Genomic DNA, 17574 nt, shown 5'->3' with positions numbered 1-17574 from the left:
GCTCCGTCATTCCGGGGCGGTGCGTAGCACCGAACCCGGAATCTCGAGATTCCGGGTCGCGCTTGGCGCGCCCCGGAATGACATCAGCCTGCGGCTAAAGCTTACAGCTGTCCCAGCAGCGTATCGCCGCCGGACACCTCGACCTTGCCGGGCATCGCCTCCAGGTTCAGCTTCTTGACCACGCCGTCCTCGACCAGCATCGAGTAGCGCTTGGAACGGATGCCGAGGCCGTTGCCGGAAGCATCGAGCTCCATGCCGATCGCCTTGGCGAAGTCGGCATTGCCGTCGGCGAGGAAGATCGCCTCGTCGCGCTGGTCGGTGTCGCGCTTCCAGGCGTTCATGACGAAGGCGTCGTTGACGGAGACGATCGCAATGGTGTCGACGCCCTTGTCCTTCATGGCGTAGGCGTTGAGGAAGATGCTCGGCAGATGCATCTTGTGACAGGTGCCGGTATAGGCGCCGGGCACCGCGAACAGCGCCACCTTCTTGCCCTTGAAGATATCGTCGGTGGTCTTCACCTGCGGGCCTTCCGCCGTCATCACGCGGAATTTCGCCTCGGGCAGCTTGTCGCCAACTTGGATTGCCATCGTCGTTTCTCCTGAAAAAGGGGCGGGGCCGTTCTAGAACATTTTACCGGCCGAGGGAAACGGCTTCAAAGAGGTGTGATGAGGGGACGGGCGCGTCATTCCGGGGCGGTGCGAAGCACCGGCCCCGGAATCTCGAGATTCTCGGGTGCGCAATTGCGCACCCGGGCTCACACCGACGCGTGCGCCCTGGAACGACGGTGAAGACTTACGCGGCCTCGGCCTTCTTCTCGTCGCGGAGCTGTCGGCGCAGGATCTTGCCGACATTGGTCTTGGGCAGGTCGGTGCGGAATTCGATGTGCTTCGGCACCTTGTAGCCCGTCAGCTGCTCATGACAGAATTTGATCACGGCTTCGGCAGTGAGGTTCGGATCCTTCTTCACCACAAAGGCCTTTACCGCCTCGCCCGATTTGGAATCGGGAATGCCGATCACCGCGCATTCCAGCACGCCCGGATGGCTCGCGATCACTTCCTCGATCTCGTTCGGATAGACGTTGAAGCCGGAGACCAGGATCATGTCCTTCTTGCGATCCACGATCTTGGTGTAGCCCTTCTCGTCCATCACGCCGATGTCGCCGGTGCGGAAATAGCCGTCCGCGGTCATCACTTTCGCGGTTTCCTCCGGCCTGTTCCAATAGCCTGACATCACCTGCGGGCCCTTGGCGCAGATCTCGCCGGGCTGGCCGAGCGGGACCTCGTTGCCGTCGTCGTCGCGGATCGAGATCCAGGTTGAGGGCACGGGAATGCCGATCGATCCGGAGAATTCGGTCGTGGTCGCGGGATTGCAGGTCAGCGTCGGCGAAGTCTCCGACAGGCCGTAGCCCTCAGCGATGAAGCAGCCGGTCACGGCCTTCCACTGCTCGGCGACCGGGCGCTGCACGGCCATGCCGCCGCCGTTCGAGATCTTGAGCTTGGAGAAGTCCAGCTTCTTGAAGTCAGGATGATGCATCAAGCCGTTGTAGAGCGTGTTGACGGCCGGGAAGCTGTTGACCTGGTACTTGGCGAGCTCCTTGACGAAGCCGGCGATGTCGCGCGGATTCGGGATCAAGAGATTGCAGCCGCCGGCCCGCACTGCGAGTAGGTAGCAGGCTGTCAGCGCGAAGATATGGTAGAGCGGCAGCGCGCAGACGATCATGAGCTGCTCGACATGCGGCGGCGCATTGAGCGCCGGCTGCAGCCAGGCATCGTTCTGCAGCACGTTGGCGACGATGTTGCGGTGGAGCAGCGTGGCGCCCTTGGAGACGCCGGTTGTGCCGCCGGTATATTGCAGGAAGGCTACGTCGCCGGGCGACAGTTTCGGCTTGTTGAAGGTCTGGCCACGGCCGGCCGACAGTGCGTCGTTGAACGAGACCGCGCCCGGCAGCGACCAGGCCGGTACCATCTTCTTGACGCGGCGGACGACGAGATTGACGATCACGCCCTTGAAGCCGAGCAGATCGCCCATGCTGGCGACGATGACGTGCTTCATCGGCGTCTTCGCAATCACCTGCTCGACGGTGTGGGCAAAGTTCTCCAGCACGATGACGGCTTCGGCGCCGGAATCCTTGAGCTGATGCTCGAGCTCGCGCGGGGTGTAGAGCGGATTGACGTTGACGACCGCAAACCCGGCGCGCAGCACCGCGGCGGTGGCGATCGGATATTGCAGCACGTTCGGCATCATGATCGCGACGCGGGCGCCGCGCTGCAGGCCGCGTCCCTGCAAATAGGTGGCGAGCGCCAGCGACATCTGGTCGAGGTCGCGATAGGTGATCGCCTTGTCCATGCAGATGAACGCCTTGCGGTCTGCGAACTTCGCAAAGCTCTCCTCAAGAAGGTCGACCAGCGATGCGTATTGCGTCGGCTCGATATCGGCGGGCACGCCGGGTGGATATTGCTTGAGCCAGATGCGCTCCATGGAAACTCCCCTCTCTTGCACCAGAGCCCGTTGTGTCTCGGGCTTGCCTCATTGCCGGCAGTATCGAGCCTGCCTGAACGGCTGGCAAGCGGTCGAGGCTTAGGGCAAAGGCTGGAGAGTGGCTACTGGAATCGTCGCAAATCGCTGCCGCAGGTGCGAAGTGCAGACGCCGCCTGGCGGGCTCGGCCCGTTAACCTAGCTGTTGTTGGGCGCGGGCTTCGGCTTGGTGGCGGCCTTGGGCTTGGCCGGCTTGGCATCGCCGCTCGCCGGCTTCTCTGCGGGCTTGGCGGCGGCATGCTTGCTTGCCGCCGGCTTTGCTGCGGTTTTGGCTTCGCCCTTTGCATCGCCCTTGGCCGAAGCATCGGGCTTGGCGGCTGCCGGTTTCGCCGCAGCCGTCTTGGTGCCAGTCTTGGCGTCAGTCTTGGCGTCAGTCTTGGCGTCAGTCTTGGCGTCAGGCTTGGCATCGCTGCCGGTGTCGGGCTTCTTGGCGATACGCGTCTTCTTGCCGCGCGCCTTCGGAGGGTTCTGCTGGTCGGCATCGGCTGCGACCGCCGCGACCAGGGCGGCGCCGGTGCGGGTCGGGCCGGTGTAGACCAGCACGGGCTCTGCGGCCGCAGGCGCCGAGGCCATCAGCTCCGACGCCTTCATCAGCGGCGGCTGGAGTCCTGCGGTGAAGAAGGTCACCTGGGCTTCGCCGCCGGTCGCGGAGCCCGATCCGCTGGTACCGCCATTGGTCGCGATCAGCGCGTCGTCGTCGTCGCTGGCCGGACGCTTGCGGTGACCGCCGCACATTTCTTCACGCAGGTTCGGCGGCGAGGCGTCCACCGGCACGAGGTTCTCGACGGTGCCGAGCGAGGGGCGCAGCCACGACAGATTGTCCTGGCCGAAGCCGCGCTCGAGCAGCTGCGCCGCCTTCACCGCGCGCGCGGTACCGGAGTTGGCGCCGAGCACCACGGCGATCAGCCGGCGGCCGTTGCGCGTGGCCGATGCCACGAGGTTGTAGCCGGAGGCGCAGATGAAGCCTGTCTTGAATCCGTCGGCGCCGGGATAGCGGCCGATCAACTTGTTGAAATTACCGGTGACGCGCTTGCCGAAGCGGATCGCCGGGATATGCACGAAATACTCGTATTCCGGCAGGTCGCGCAGGAACGAGCGGGCGAGAATGCCGAGGTCGCGCGCCGAGGTGATCTGGCCGTCGGCCGGCAGGCCGTTCGGATTGACGTAGCTCGTCTGCGTCATGCCGAGCCGCTTCGCGGTGTCGTTCATCATCGCGGAGAAGCCGTCGATCGAGCCGCCGACGCCTTCTGCCAGCACCACGGCCATGTCGTTCGCCGACTTGACCATCATCATCTTCAGTGCGTTGTCGATGGTGAGTTGCGTTCCCGGACGGAACCCCATCTTCGACGGCGATTGCGAGGCTGCCATCGGCGACACCGTGACCAGCGTGTCGAGTGAGATCTTGCCGTCCTTCACCGCCTTGAGCGTCACATAGGCGGTCATGATCTTGGTGACCGAGGCCGGATACCAGGGAATGGTCGCATTCTCCGCCTGCAGCACCTTGCCGCTGTCGGCCTCGATCAGCAGCAGCGCTTCGGCCTTGGCGAGGCGCGGTGCCATGAGCGCACCGACGGCGAGCGTCGCAGCGAACAGATTGAACAGGGATTTGCGAAGCAGCGGGCGAAAGGCGTGCACTATCCGATTCCGGTCCTTGGAGAACCGCCTGATACGGGCGGCCCTCGTGATCTGATGTTCGGTTCTGAAATCCAGCGCCGCCGCTCGCGGCAGCGCAAACCTATACCGGCTCGTGCGTCGAGAATAGGGGCTTCTGCCGCGTATTCCGCAACGAAGTAGGCCGAATTTCGACGGTGCTACGGGGACCTGCTAAGGGGATCTGGCGGCAGAGGAAGCGGCCTCGGCGGGACTCACACCAGCCTGCGCGCTCGTCTGTTTTTGTTCCTGCACCATGAACTGGGCCTTGGCGAGATCGGCGAAATGGCCGCCTTTGGCCACGAGTTCATCGAAAGTTCCGCTTTCGGTCACGCGCCCGTTCTCGAACACCAGGATCCGCGTGGCATTACGGATGGTGGAGAGGCGGTGGGCGATCACGAAGGTGGTGCGGCCCTTCATCACTTCATCGAGAGCGGCATTCACCTTGGCTTCGGTGACGGCATCGAGCGCGCTGGTCGCCTCGTCCAGGATCAGAATCGGCGGGTCCTTCAGCAGCGCGCGGGCGATCGATAGCCGCTGGCGCTCGCCGCCGGAGAGCATGCGGCCGCGCTCGCCGGCATTGGTCTCGAAGCCGCCGCTGCGATCAATGAAGTCGATCGCCTGCGCGCGCTCGGCCGCCTTGCGCATCTCGGCTTCGGTCGCATCCGGCCTGCCGACGCGCAAATTCTCCGCGATCGAGCGGTTGAACAGCAGCGCTTCCTGGAACACGACGCCGATGTTTCGCCGCAGCGATGTCAGCGTGACGCCGCGCACGTCCATGCCGTCGATCTTGATGAAGCCGGATTGCGGATCGAAGGCGCGGTGCAGCAGCGCAATCGCGGTGGACTTGCCCGCGCCGGTCGGGCCGACCAGCGCGATGGTCTGGCCCGGCAGTGCGGTGAAGGAGAGGTCCTCGATCGCCGGCCGCTTGCCGTCATAGGAGAAGGTGACGTCGTTGAACTCGACGAGGCCGGAGAGCCGCCCTGCATCGATCGCATCGGGCCGGTCATGCACCGCAGGCACGGCATCGAGCACGTTGAAGAACTCGCGCAGGCGCGGCGCTTCCATGAACACGTTGTTGATGAAGCTCACGACCTGCTCGAGCTTCTGGATCAGCATGGTCGCGAAGCTCACGAACATCACGATCTCGCCGACGGAGGTCTGCCCCTGGTCGTGCAGGGCGATGCCGAGCGTGAAGATCGCGAGCACCGTGATGGTGGTGGAGGCGCGCGTGATCACGGTGACAAGTGCCCACCAGGACAGCACCGGCATCTGCGCGGCCAGCAGCTCGTCGGCGACGGAGCGCAGTCCCTTCACCTCGGATTCGACGCGGACGAAGCTCTGCACCAGCGCGACGTTGCCGAGCGCGTCCGAGGCGCGCGCGGACAGCTCGCTGTAGTGCTCCTCGACCGCCATCTGCATGCCGAAGGTCTTGCGCACCACAAAGGTCGTCAGCGCGGTAAAGACCACGCACAGCACGAACAGCAGGATCGCTAGGCGCCAGTTCAGATAGAGTGACAGCGGCAGCAGCACCACGACCGAGAGGATCGCTGCAAAGTGCTCGCGGAAGAACCCGAGCCAGAGCCGCCACAGCGCGTCCGTGCCGTTGAGCATCACCTTCATCAGCCGGCCCGAATGGGTGCCGGAATGGAAGGTCAGCGGCAGTTGCAGGATGTGCTCGAAATAGCTCGTCAGCACTGCCTGACGCTGGCGGTGCGAGAGCCGGTCGGCCTGCAGTGCCACGAGCGCGCTGCAGCCGATCGTGAACAGTCCGAATGCGACCCAGGCGGCCAGGAATGGCCAGGCCGAATTGGAGCCGGCCACCGTCTTGCCGGAGAGCACGTCGACGATCCGTCCGAACAGCACGGGTTCCGCGAATTGCGACGCAGCCAGCAGGAGATTGGCGACCGCAAGCAGCCAGCCGAGCCGCGCCTCCTTGCCGAGCAACTCGAGAACGCGCGTATAAAGGCGAAGGATGGGCATGCGGGCGAAGAGCTCGGGCGGGTCACGGAGCCGTTATTCTAAGCAGGGATTGCCCGTGAGATACAGCGGAAGCTGTCGGTTTTGCTCAATTGATAAGCCGGCTTTCGACCGGCGGTAGGAACCTGCCGTCGAAGATGTCGCCTGCAACAGGCTTCTTGCGAAATTTGAAATCTTCCGCGATCTGGTCGATCGAACGCTCCAGGCGTGCCGGGTCGATGCCGCCGAGGCCGTTGCGCCGGACCACGTCGGTCAGGATGTTGTCGGCGAGCACGGTGCGCAGGCGCGCAAGCTCGAGGTCACGGTCGCCGTCGTCGATGTGGCTTGCGGCCTCGTCCGCCGCACGGGCGGGCTCCTTCGCAGTTGCATTGATGCCTGCAATCAGGGCGCGGACAAAGCCCTTCAGTGCGTCCGGCCTCGCCGCGGCGAAGGCGGGATTTGCGACGACCACGAAGCCATAGGCCTCGCAGCCATAGTCGGCATAGCGCAGCACGGCGAGATCGTCGGCCGGCACGCCGCGGTCGCGCAGGTTCACGGCGGAGAGATAGGAGAACCCGGCGACGGCATCGACCTGTCCTGCCGAGAGCACCGGCTCACGTACCGCCGCGCTCATCCCAAAGAATTTCACGTGCGAGACGTTGATGCCGTTCTGGCGCGCCAGCGCCGGCCATAACCGGATCGACAGATCGCTGTCGGCGACGCCGACGGTCTTGCCGTCGAGATCGGAGAGCAGGTGAATGCCGCGGCTCTTGCGGGCGACGATCGCGTAAGGCGCGCTGTTGAACAGCACGAACACCGCCTTGAGCGGCGGCGTATCGGCCTTGTCGCGAAAACGAATGAGCGCGTTGATGTCGACGAGCGCGAGGTCGCTGTCGCCTGCGGCAACGCGGGCAAGCGCTTCCGGCGATCCGGCCGCGCTGGTGAAGGAAACGTTCAGATGCTCGGCAGCGAACCTGCCGTCCTTCGCCGCCAGGAAGAATGGCGCCATGCTCGCATCGACCGGACGATCGAAGCTGAAATGGATCGCGACGGACGGCGCGGCCGTCTCAGACGCATGGACGTTGCATGCGGCAAGCGCGATCGAGAGGGCCAGCAGGCAGTGAGAAGCGATCGTCTTGAATCCAACCATCGGTCGCGCCGGTTCCGCCTTGTTATGGTTTCGTGACGCTTGCAGCGCCGGCTGCCGGCAAAGTCTGATCACGTCAACCTGAACGGCAGATGAGCGGTGGTTGCGTCACGATCACGCAACCCCGTTCATCTTCCATTGGGGTTGGGGAACCCAACATGGGATGCGGGTGTTTGAGAGGCATGAGCCTGTCTCGAGGCACCAATGAAGGTCCCAAGGAGGGTCCAAATCATGCTTGGCCAGTTTTCTAAATTTGCCGGCCGTAAGGCCGTTCTCGCCACCGCCGCAGTGCTGGCGCTGACCACCGTCGCTCCCACCGCATCCTTCGCAGGCGGCCGTCACTGGCATGGCGGCGGCGGTGCGGCCTTTGCCGGCGCAGCCATTGCCGGCGCCATCGGCACCGGGCTTGCGATCGCCGCGACCCGTGACGCCTACGCCTATGATGCCCCGGCCTATTACGGCGGCGGTCCGGTCTATTACGATGAGGGGCCGGTCTATTACGGTGGCCCGAGCTATCACTACAGCAACAGTCGCGAATACCCGGGCAACGGCAGCGTCGGTCGCGACCCCTTTGCCACGTGCAGCCGGGGCGGCGCGGGTTGTTGGTAAGTCATTGACCACGAAAGGCTGGCGCGCTTGCCGCGCCGGCCTTTTTTGCCTTTTATTGTCAAGCATTAACGCGTCGACCATTTGTTTAGAGTAGTTTTGCGCCCATGAGTGATTCGCTTGAGCGGCTATATCTGGCTGTGCTCGCGGCCAGGGACCTTGATCCGGCAACCTCACGTACCGCCCGGCTGTTTCAGCGTGGGCCCTCCAAAATGGCCAAGAAGCTGGCGGAAGAAGCGATCGAGGTCGTGATCGACGCGGTCAACGGCGACACCGAGGCCGTGGTCCGGGAAAGCGCCGATCTGCTTTACAATCTCACCGTGCTCTGGGCCTCGGCCGGCGTGCGTCCCGAGGACGTCTGGCGCGAGATGTCGCGGCGTGAGGACATGCTGGGCATTGCCGAAAAGCTGCCGAAGTCGCCGATGAAGCTGCCCAAAGTGGCGTCACCGCGCGTTGCCGCCAGGCGGCCGATTGCCGCGCTCGAGGGCCGCGTGGCGCGCAAGCGCCACTAGAACGTCACAAAACTGCCGATGGACAAATCCGTCCCGTGGTGCTTCATCGCGGCGCCATGCTGAAACGTATCTACGACTGGTGCATCGACGCCGCCCACAAGCCCTATGCGCTCTGGATCATGGGGGCGGTGGCTTTCGCCGAAAGCTCCTTCTTTCCAGTTCCCCCCGACGTGATGCTGATCCCGATGTCACTGGCGCGTCCGCAGCGCGCCTGGGTCTATGCGGCGATTTGCACCGTCACCTCGGTGCTGGGCGGCCTGCTCGGCTACGCCATCGGCGCGCTACTGTTCGACTCGGTCGGCCACTGGCTGATCCAGGTCTATGGCCTCGGCGACAAGGTCGATGCCTTCCGCGCCTCCTATGCGGAGTGGGGCGCGGTGATCATTCTGCTCAAGGGCCTGACGCCGATTCCCTACAAGCTCGTCACCATCACCTCGGGCTTCGCAGGCTACAATCTCGTTCTGTTCATCCTGTGCTCGATCGTCGCGCGCGGCGGACGATTCTTCATCGTGGCGATTCTGCTCAACCGCTATGGCGACTGGATCCGCGAGCGGATCGAGAGGCACCTCGGTCTGTGGGTCGCGCTCGGCGCCCTGGTGCTGGTGCTCGGCTTCGTGGTGGCGATCAAGCTGATCTGACCCACAAAGCTTTGCCGCCGCGTCCGGTTCGGCTACGCTTGTGGTCATGATGGTTCGATCCGGCAATCCGGTCCTGCGGCTGGGGACGCTGATAGTTGCGGCGCTTTCGCTCCTGCTCGCGGCCAGCGGGACCGGCTGGCCGCAATCCGCTCCCACGCTCGGCTTGCAAGAGCAGGGGCCGCAGGCTGTGCCGCCGCCCTCGACGCCACCGCCCGCCCGCGAGGAGAATCCCGGGCTGATCAACGAAATGGGCAAGCTGTTCGACAAGCTGCCCTCGATCCTGCCGCCGATCAAAAGCCCTGGTGAGACCATGAACGACCTGTCGCGGCTGGCAAAGCCGTCGACCATGGTCTCTGGACGCTCGGCCTGTCCGCTCTCCTCGAACGGCGCACCCGACTGCAAACTCGCCGCCGACCAGCTGTGTCAGAGCAAGGGCTACAAGGAAGGCAAGAGTCTCAACACTGATTCCGCCGAGAAGTGCTCGGCCAAGGTTCTCATTCCGGGCCGGCAACGCAAACCGGATGATTGCCGTACCGATACCGTCGTCACCAGCGCGTTGTGCCAGAACTAAGGACGTCGCGCGAGCAGCAAGGAGCGCCCATGAGCCGCACGGAGCAGGACTTCCTCGGACAGCGTGAGATCGCCGACGACATCTATTACGGCGTCCAGACCATCCGGGGTAAGGAGAACTTCCACATCACCGGCATTCCGATGAACCAGGAGCCTTACTTCGTGAAGGCGCTCGGTTACGTGAAGAAGGCCGCGGCGATGGCCAATCGCGATCTCGGCGCGATCGACGCCAAGGTAGCCGACGCGATCATCCTCGGCTGCGATCGCGTCATCGCCGGCGACATGATGGACCAGTTTGTCACCGACTTCATCCAGGGCGGCGCCGGTACCTCGACCAATATGAACGCCAACGAGGTGATCGCCAACCTCGCGCTGGAATCGCTCGGCTTTGGCAAGGGCGACTACCAGCACGTCAGCCCGAACGACCACGTCAATTACGGCCAATCGACCAACGACACCTATCCGACCGCATTTCGTCTCGCCCTGATCCTGCGGCTCGAGAGTTATATGACGGCGCTCCGCCAGCTTCAGGAGGCCTTCTTCGCCAAGGGGCGCGAGTTCGATCGCGTGCTGAAGATGGGCCGTACGCATCTGCAGGACGCGGTGCCGATGTCGCTCGGCGCCGAATTCCGCGGATGGGGCACCACGATCGGCGAGGAGGTCGACCGCATCTCGGAGGCGCGCGCGCTGCTGCGCGAGATCAATCTCGGCGCCACCGCAATCGGCACCTCCGTCACGGCGGCGGTCGGCTATCCCAAGCTGGCCGTCAGGCACCTGAGCGCACTGACCGGCGTCGACTTCATTCTCGCCGGCGACCTCGTCGAGGCGACCTCGGACACCGGCGCCTATGTGCAGCTCTCCGGCGTGCTCAAGCGCACAGCGAGCAAACTGACCAAAATCTGTAACGACATCCGCCTGCTCGCCTCGGGCCCGCGCGCCGGCTTCAACGAGATCAACCTGCCGCAATTGCAGCCGGGCTCCTCGATCATGCCGGGCAAGGTCAATCCTGTGATCCCCGAGGTCGTCAACCAGACCAGCTTCCTCGTCATCGGCCTCGACACCACGGTGACGCTCGCGGCGTCCGCCGGCCAGCTCCAGCTCAACGTGATGGAGCCGGTGATCTCGTTCGCGCTGTTCTTCTCGATCCGCACCATGGAGCGCGCCGTCAACAGCCTGCGCGAGAATTGCGTCGTCGGCATCACCGCCAATGAGGAGCACACCCGCAACATGGTGCTCAACTCGCTCGGCATCGTGACCGTGCTGAAGCCGCTGCTCGGCTACAAGCAATGCGCCGAGATCGCGCGCGAGGGCTACAAGAGCGGCAAGTCGCTGCACCAGATCGTCGTGGTCGAGCGTAAGCTGCTGACACAGGAAAAATGGGACGAGATGTTCTCGTTCGAGCGGCTGATCAATCCGGATTTGATCGGGTAGGCGGTTGCTGTCATTCCGGGCTCGACGCTTCGCGCGCCCCGGAATGACAAGCAAGGAATTCCGCGCGTTGGAATTGCGGTAGCTGCGTCCGCCACGACGTCAAAACGCAATACTTGACAGTGGAAAGATTGCCTTGTTGGTATGGCCCCCAACCTTCAATGCGCCTGCCAACAAAGGACCGCCCCGCAATGTCCATGCCTGCTCTGTTCAAGGGACGCCTGTCGATCCCCGTGATCGGCTCGCCGCTCTTCATCATCTCGGTGCCCGACCTCGTGATCGCGCAGTGCAAGGCGGGTGTGGTCGGCTCGTTCCCGGCGCTGAATGCGCGGCCGCCGGAGCTGCTCGACGAATGGCTGGCACGGATCACCGAGGAGCTCGCGGCCTACGACCGCGCGCATCCCGACAGGCCGTCGGCGCCGTTCGCGGTCAACCAGATCGTGCACAAGTCGAACAACCGGCTCGACCACGACATGCAGCTCTGCGCCAAGTACAAGGTGCCGATGATCATCTCCTCGCTCGGCGCGCGCGAGGAGCTGAATCAGGCCGTGCACGGCTGGGGCGGCATCGTCTTCCATGACGTGATCAACCAGAAATTCGCGCACAAGGCGATCGAGAAGGGCGCCGACGGCCTGATCCTGGTTGCGGCAGGCGCTGGTGGCCATGCCGGCACGATCTCGCCGCTCGCCTTCGTTGCCGAAACGCGAAAGTGGTTCGACGGTCCGATCGCGCTGTCGGGCGCCATCGGCAACGGCAGGGCGATCCGCGCCGCGCGCATCCTCGGCGCTGACTTCGCCTATATCGGTTCGGCCTTCATCGCGACCAAGGAAGCCAACGCGGTCGAGAAGTACAAGGAGATGATCGCAGGCTCGACGGCCGATGACATCGTCTACTCCAATCTCTTCACCGGTGTGCACGGCAACTACCTGAAGCCCTCGATCCTCGCCGCCGGCATGGATCCGGAAAACCTGCCGACGTCAGATCCGTCGAAGATGAACTTCGGTACCGATGCCTCCGGCGAGCGGGCCAAGCCGAAGGCCTGGAAGGAGATCTGGGGCTCCGGCCAGGGTATCGGCAGCGTCGACGGCATCGTGCCCGCTGCCGAACTGATTGCGCGCTTCAAGAAGGAATACGACGAGGCGATCGATCCGCCGTTGTGATGGCGCTCGCGATGAGCGCCATCTATCGCGTCGACGGCAACAGCGTCGTTACCAGCCCCAATGCCGCCGGTCCCTGGGACCGGCGCATGCAGCACGGTTCGGCGCCATCTGCGCTGGTGACGTGGGCGTCGGAGCGCATTCCGACGCCGGTGCCGATGAACATCGCGCGCGTCACCATCGACCTGATGCGCCCGGTGCCGGTGGCGCCGCTCACGATTGAAAGCGAGGTTTTGCGCGAGGGCCGCAAGATCCAGCTCTGCGAGGTCAAGCTGCTCGCCGACGGCGTTCAGGTCGTCGGCGCCACTGTGCTCAAGATCAAGCAGCAGGCGCAGCCCTTGCCCGATGACGTCGGGGATCTGCCGGTCACGCTGCCCTCGCCCGAGGACTCGCTGGTCGAGGATGGCCACGGTGCGACCAGTCCGTTCGCCGGCATGGTCTCGATGCGCGCTGCGCGGGGGCGCTTCGGCCAGGCCGGCGCCGGTGCGATCTGGTTTCGGCTCGACCATCCGCTGGTCGAAGGCGAAGCGGTCTCCCAGGCGATGCGTGCCGTGGTGGCCGCCGATTTCTCCAATGGCACAGCCTCGACGCTCGACTTCCGCACCTGGACCTACATCAACGCCGACCTCTCGGTGAGCCTCGCGCGTCAGCCGGTCGGTGACTGGATTTTGCTCGACGGTGAATCCTGGATCGGCCCTGACGGTGCCGGGCTTGCGATGTCGCGGCTCGCGGACAGGCGGGGCTATTTCGGCCGCGCAGTGCAGAGCCTTGTGATCGAGAAACGGTGAGGATTGCGAAGTCTGTGCGTCATTTTCGCTGTGATGCTCCGCGAAAGCGGGGCATCCAGTACGCCGCGGCCTATCGATTCAATGACAGCTGTCTCGGAGTACCGGATCGCCAGGTCCCGGCCCCGCCAAGGCTACGCCGAGGCCCACAGGGCTGCTCGGCACGCCGAAGCTTTAGCGAAGGCGGCAAGCCGGGCGATGATACCTGTTGCGTGGTAAAGTCAGGTGATCGAGAAGCGGTGAGCGTCACGGCAAGCGCCGCGATTGTTTTTGGAGCCGATTGAACGGCAGACTTCCGCCGCCGCGGAAGGGATGCTTGCCATCCTGCCAGTTCATAATCCGTAGAAGATCTTGATCTCCCACAGCACCACGATGATAGCCGTGATCAACGTGACCGCGGCGACCGCACTTTCCAGGGAAGCGACTCTCATGTCCCACTCCGCTTCCCAGCCCCACCAGCGGTCTAGTTGATTCCCTGATTCGCCCGCAATCGCGCAGGCCGCGCGGACACGCACTCCGCCGCGCGTTGTGGTGCCGGGGCCACAATGACACCGTAAAATCCCGGGTAAAAACGCCATTCGTTCCCGGGATTTCGCGCGATGCGTGTATTCCGAACCCGTCGCTGCAATCAGGAAGATTACCCGACCATGCGGTCCCGGCCGCTCCAGAAGCCTGCGCGCAGCACCTTCTTGTCGACCTTGCCGACACCGGTCATCGGCAGCTGCTTGACGAACTGGACCTGCTTCGGCGCATGCGCGGAGCCCTTTCGCGACCTCACCAGATTGATCAGCTCGTCCGGATCGGGCTTCGTGCCTTCGCGCGGCACGACGATGGCCGTGACGGCCTCGCCCCATTTCTCGTCGGGGATGCCGACGACCGCGACCATCGCGACGTCCGCATGCTGCGACAACACATCCTCGACCTCGCGTGGAAAGATGTTGAAGCCGCCGGTGACGATCATGTCCTTCTTGCGGTCGAGGATGAACATGTAGCCGCGTTCGTCCTGGCGCGCGATGTCGCCGGTGTGGACCCAGCCGTTCTTCAGCGTCTCGGCGGTGATGTCGGGCCGCTTCCAGTATTCCGCCATCACGTGCGGGGCGCGCACGCAGATCTCGCCGGCCTCGCCCGTCTTCACCTCCCGGTCGTCGTCGTCGAGAATCCTGACCTCGCAGGCCGCGATCGGAAATCCGCAGGACAAGAACAGCTCGGGCGTCTTCGGATCGTGGTCCTTCTTGCGCAGCACCGAGACCGGATAGCATTCGGTCTGGCCGTAAAGCTGCGAGAACACCGGGCCAATGCGTTCGATGCCCTCGAGCAACCGGCTCGGCGACATCGCGGAGGCGCCGTAGAGCACGAGCTCGAGCGAGGAGAGATCGGTCTGATCAAGCGCGGGATGATCGAGCAGCACATAGATCATGGTCGGCACGAACAGCGTGAAATTGATGCGCTCGCGCGCGATCGTCGCCAGCACGGCCTCGGGATCGAAGCCCTTCAACATGTGCACGGTGCCGCCGCGCATCAGCGTCGGCAGCACTTTTGTGCCGGCGACATGGCTGATCGGAGCAACGGTGAGATAGCGCGCGGCGTCGGGGATCTCGAAGTCGGCGAGGATCGCGCCGGCGGCTCCGGCGTTTTCGCGATGATAGCGCAGCGCGCCCTTGGATTTGCCCGTGGTGCCGCCGGTGTAGTTCAGCGTGGAGAGATCATCGAGGCTCGCGAGGCATCGCGCGCTGGCATGTCCCGCGCGATCGATCGTCGCCAGCAGATCGACGCCATAGTCGGCCGGTCCCGTCGTGAAGACCGCCTTGAGCGGGGTTGCCTTTGCGGCGAGCTCGCCACCGCGGTCGCGGAAGGCGGCCACATCGACCACCAGCACTTCAGCTTCGGAGTCCTCGAGCTGGAACAGCTGGTCCGTCTCCGATCCCAGCGGATGCAGCCAGGTGATGCAGCATCGCGACAATTGCGCGGCGACGCCGGCGCACCAGGTGTCGGCGCGGTTGGCGGTGAGGAAGGCGACGCGCGCGCCGGGCTGCAGGCCGAGCCGCATGAACACGTCCTGGATGCGTCCGATCAGATCGAGTGTGCCCTGATAGCTCAGCGATCCGCCGGGCCATGCGAACGCAATGCGGTCGGGATAGCGCGCCAGCGCCCGTAGCGTCTGCGCACAAGTCGGTGACGATGCGTGGAGCGGATCGGACATATGTTTCCTCGTTGCTTTGTCATCGGCTTCTCACGTGCCAATGTTGCCGATGACGCTAGCACAGAGAATGCGGGATGGAACGACAAAGCCCGCGCAGGGAGGCGAGCGTGATAAGGGAGGCTCTGGTGACATCCGATCGACTGCAACGTTTTCGCGATCGTCTCAGCCTGCCGCTGATTGCAGCGCCGATGTTTCTGGTGTCCGGTGTCGAGCTCATGGTTGCGGCTTGCCAGAGCGGCGTGATCGGCAGCTTCCCGACCGTGAACTGCCGCAACACGGAACAGCTCGATCAATGGTTTACCGAGATCGCAATGCGGCTGCGGCGGCATGAGGATCAAGCTGGCCGCAAGGCCGCGCCGCTCTGTCCAAACCTGATCGTGCATCGCTCCAACGCGCGGCTGGCGCAGGATCTCGCCGTGCTGCTCGAGCACAAGCCGGAGATCGTCATCACCTCGGTCGGCTCGCCTGCACCGGTGTTGAAGCCGCTGCACGATGCCGGCGCGCTGGTGCTGGCGGATGTCGCCTCGATCCGCCACGCCGAGCGCGCGGCGGAAGCAGGGGCTGACGGACTGGTATTGCTCACCGCCGGCGCGGGTGGGCAGACCGGCTGGCTCAATCCGTTCGCCTTCGTCCGCGCGGTGCGTGCATTCTACGACGGCATCATCGTGCTCGCCGGCGGCATCAGCGACGGCCGCGCGCTGCATGCGGCCGAAGTGCTCGGCTGCGATCTCGGCTACATGGGCACGAAGTTCATCGCCACGCGCGAGAGCATGGCGGACGCGCGTCACAAGCAGATGCTGGTCGAAAGCAGCGCCGATGACATTCTGCTCACCACCGCATTCACGGGCCTGCAGACCAGCATGCTGAAGCCGTCGATCGTCGCGGCCGGGCTTGACCCTGATGACCTTCCGGCGCGCGGTACGATCGATATCGGCACGGACATCGACGTCAATGCGCGCGAGAGCCGGCCGAAGCGCTGGCGCGATATCTGGAGCGGCGGGCATTCGACGTCGGGTGTTACCGACGTAATGGCGGTCGACGACCTCGTTGCCCGCACGGTTGCGGAGTACCGCGAAGCGGGTGGCCGGTAATGCTCCGCGCCGCCCGGCACGGTTAATCCCGCATGGCTCCGGACGCGCCCATTTAACGGCAGATTAACCATCGCCCGCCAAGAATCCCCCTCACGGCCGCCAATCAGAACGAGGGGGACAGGCGATGGATTTCGATTTTCTCAACAGCAAGACCGGCGCAACGCTGGACGAAATCCGCGTCCGCGTCGCGCACGCGCTGGCCCGTCACCCGCTCTGCCGCAATGTCCGCTTCGACATCGTCAGCGTCCCCCGCACCCGCCGGGGCGGCAATTGGACCGTGACGCTGCAATCGGTCGAGCCACGCGCCGTCTGGGAGGCTTCCGAGATCGTCGCCGACATCCAGGACGCTTACGATCTGTCGGCAGCCGCTTGATTTTCCTTGGCTTTTTCGACCTTGTCGCCGTGGACCCGATGATTGTCGCCGCAAAGGCACACTCAAGCCTTAATTCGCGCCCTTTTCCCGGGCATCTCTAACAACATCGTGAAGCGGCCCTTCCGGAGAGACGTTTGTCCAGAGCCATCACCATCACCGTGCTGACCTGCTTCCTCGTCCTCGGTGCCGCCACCACTGCCATTCTCGGCCGCGACAGCGTGCCGAGCGTCAGTGCGGAGATGGTCACGCCGGCCCCGCCGAAGCCGCTTTCGACCAACCGGGCCGCCAAGGCGGACCGGCTGGTTCCGACCTTGGCGCTGGCATCCGCCGCGATCGACCCGGTGCAGGTTCCCGCCGACAAGCTGTCCCAGGCTCCCGTGCTGACCGAACCGCTGCGCCAGGCTTTTGCCGCAGCGACGCCGACCGATTTCCCGATGCCCAAAGCGAGCGTCAACGAGGCGCCCGCGCCTGCGGAGACCACCGCCGCCATTGAGCCGCCGCCGAAGCCGAGGCCCGTCGCCAAGCCGCAGCCGCAGAAAACCTACTCGCTGCTCTCCGACGTGCAGATCGCCGGCATCAGGGATCGTCTGAAGCTGTCGTCGTCGCAGGAATATTACTGGCCCTCGGTCGAGACTGCGTTGCGCAACGTCGTCCGCAAGATCTCGGCGAACAAGCTCTCAAATCCCAACGGGCCGAACGTGCAGATCGATCCGAACTGCGACGAGGTCCAGCAGCTGAAGTCGGCTGCGATGCCGCTGCTGTTCCAGCTGCGTGACGACCAGAAGGAAGAAGTGCGCAAGCTCGCCCGCGTCATCGGCCTCGAGAAGGTCGCGCAGCAGATCTGATACGACGTTCCTTCTCAGGAACCGTTCTGAATCAGGAACATCCGGCAATCCCACTGCGTTGCTCGCTCCAAACAGGGA

At 64.4% G+C, this 17574-nt stretch carries 16 protein-coding genes; 10 read left to right on the top strand and 6 right to left on the bottom strand.

All coding sequences use genetic code 11. The features are described from left to right. Positions 1–101 precede the first annotated feature (101 nt). From JQ587_RS19960 to JQ587_RS19940, 5 genes are all read right to left on the bottom strand, one after another. The gene (locus JQ587_RS19960; protein ID WP_212298478.1) at positions 102–587 is read right to left on the bottom strand and encodes a peroxiredoxin; all 486 of its coding nucleotides are present in this window, start codon (positions 585–587) and stop codon (positions 102–104) included. A gap of 205 nt (positions 588–792) precedes the next feature. Continuing rightward, the gene (locus JQ587_RS19955) at positions 793–2478 is read right to left on the bottom strand and encodes a long-chain fatty acid--CoA ligase (protein ID WP_212426353.1); all 1686 of its coding nucleotides are present in this window, start codon (positions 2476–2478) and stop codon (positions 793–795) included. 195 nt (positions 2479–2673) lie between these two features. Then, positions 2674–4170 carry a D-alanyl-D-alanine carboxypeptidase family protein gene (locus JQ587_RS19950; protein WP_212426352.1) on the bottom strand — a complete coding sequence of 499 codons (1497 nt, stop codon included), beginning with the start codon at positions 4168–4170 and terminating at the stop codon, positions 2674–2676. Positions 4171–4359: 189 nt separating this feature from the next. Continuing rightward, positions 4360–6168 carry a glucan ABC transporter ATP-binding protein/ permease gene (locus JQ587_RS19945; RefSeq protein ID WP_212298475.1) on the bottom strand — a complete coding sequence of 603 codons (1809 nt, stop codon included), beginning with the start codon at positions 6166–6168 and terminating at the stop codon, positions 4360–4362. An 85-nt stretch (positions 6169–6253) separates the two neighbouring features. Next, positions 6254–7294 (bottom strand): ABC transporter substrate-binding protein, encoded by a 1041-nt coding sequence (locus JQ587_RS19940; protein WP_212426351.1) that lies wholly within the window; start codon positions 7292–7294, stop codon positions 6254–6256. 228 nt (positions 7295–7522) lie between these two features. Here JQ587_RS19940 and JQ587_RS19935 point away from each other — a divergent pair, with 228 nt between their 5' ends. The 7 genes from JQ587_RS19935 to JQ587_RS19905 all read left to right on the top strand — a co-directional run bounded on the left by JQ587_RS19935 (position 7523) and on the right by JQ587_RS19905 (position 12990). Then, on the top strand, positions 7523–7900 hold the full coding sequence (locus JQ587_RS19935) for a hypothetical protein (protein WP_249149242.1): 378 nt from the start codon (positions 7523–7525) through the stop codon (positions 7898–7900). A gap of 104 nt (positions 7901–8004) precedes the next feature. After that, positions 8005–8409: a phosphoribosyl-ATP diphosphatase gene (hisE, locus tag JQ587_RS19930; protein ID WP_212298473.1), complete on the top strand. Its 405-nt coding sequence runs from the start codon at positions 8005–8007 to the stop codon at positions 8407–8409. A 56-nt stretch (positions 8410–8465) separates the two neighbouring features. Next, a complete protein-coding gene (locus JQ587_RS19925; protein WP_212298472.1) occupies positions 8466–9047 on the top strand; it encodes a YqaA family protein in 582 nt (193 codons plus the stop codon). Between the two features lie 46 nt (positions 9048–9093). Next, entirely contained in the window at positions 9094–9618 is a 525-nt protein-coding gene (locus JQ587_RS19920) for a hypothetical protein (RefSeq protein ID WP_212298471.1), read from the top strand. A gap of 29 nt (positions 9619–9647) precedes the next feature. After that, positions 9648–11048: an aspartate ammonia-lyase gene (locus JQ587_RS19915; RefSeq protein ID WP_018321324.1), complete on the top strand. Its 1401-nt coding sequence runs from the start codon at positions 9648–9650 to the stop codon at positions 11046–11048. A gap of 188 nt (positions 11049–11236) precedes the next feature. Next, positions 11237–12205, top strand: coding sequence for an NAD(P)H-dependent flavin oxidoreductase (locus JQ587_RS19910; RefSeq protein ID WP_212426350.1), 969 nt, complete (start codon positions 11237–11239; stop codon positions 12203–12205). Positions 12206–12216: 11 nt separating this feature from the next. Beyond that, complete coding sequence (locus JQ587_RS19905) at positions 12217–12990, top strand: thioesterase family protein (RefSeq protein WP_212426349.1); 774 nt, start codon at positions 12217–12219, stop codon at positions 12988–12990. A 634-nt stretch (positions 12991–13624) separates the two neighbouring features. Here JQ587_RS19905 and JQ587_RS19900 read toward each other — a convergent pair. Then, positions 13625–15187: an AMP-binding protein gene (locus JQ587_RS19900; RefSeq protein WP_212298468.1), complete on the bottom strand. Its 1563-nt coding sequence runs from the start codon at positions 15185–15187 to the stop codon at positions 13625–13627. A gap of 125 nt (positions 15188–15312) precedes the next feature. On the opposite strand from JQ587_RS19900, the gene JQ587_RS19895 reads away from it, so the two are divergent. The 3 genes from JQ587_RS19895 to JQ587_RS19885 all read left to right on the top strand — a co-directional run bounded on the left by JQ587_RS19895 (position 15313) and on the right by JQ587_RS19885 (position 17496). Beyond that, positions 15313–16278 (top strand): NAD(P)H-dependent flavin oxidoreductase, encoded by a 966-nt coding sequence (locus JQ587_RS19895; RefSeq protein ID WP_212426348.1) that lies wholly within the window; start codon positions 15313–15315, stop codon positions 16276–16278. A 124-nt stretch (positions 16279–16402) separates the two neighbouring features. Further along, positions 16403–16651, top strand: a complete 249-nt coding sequence (locus tag JQ587_RS19890; RefSeq protein ID WP_212298466.1) for a hypothetical protein — start codon at positions 16403–16405, stop codon at positions 16649–16651. Positions 16652–16785: 134 nt separating this feature from the next. Beyond that, positions 16786–17496 (top strand): hypothetical protein, encoded by a 711-nt coding sequence (locus JQ587_RS19885; RefSeq protein WP_212298465.1) that lies wholly within the window; start codon positions 16786–16788, stop codon positions 17494–17496. Positions 17497–17574: the final 78 nt, after the last annotated feature.

Origin of the sequence: Bradyrhizobium manausense (genome assembly GCF_018130615.1) — a bacterium.
In the GTDB taxonomy this organism is placed as follows: domain Bacteria; phylum Pseudomonadota; class Alphaproteobacteria; order Rhizobiales; family Xanthobacteraceae; genus Bradyrhizobium; species Bradyrhizobium manausense_A.
The sequence above is the reverse complement of the archived record's forward strand: the minus strand, read 5'-3'. Positions and strand labels throughout refer to the sequence as shown.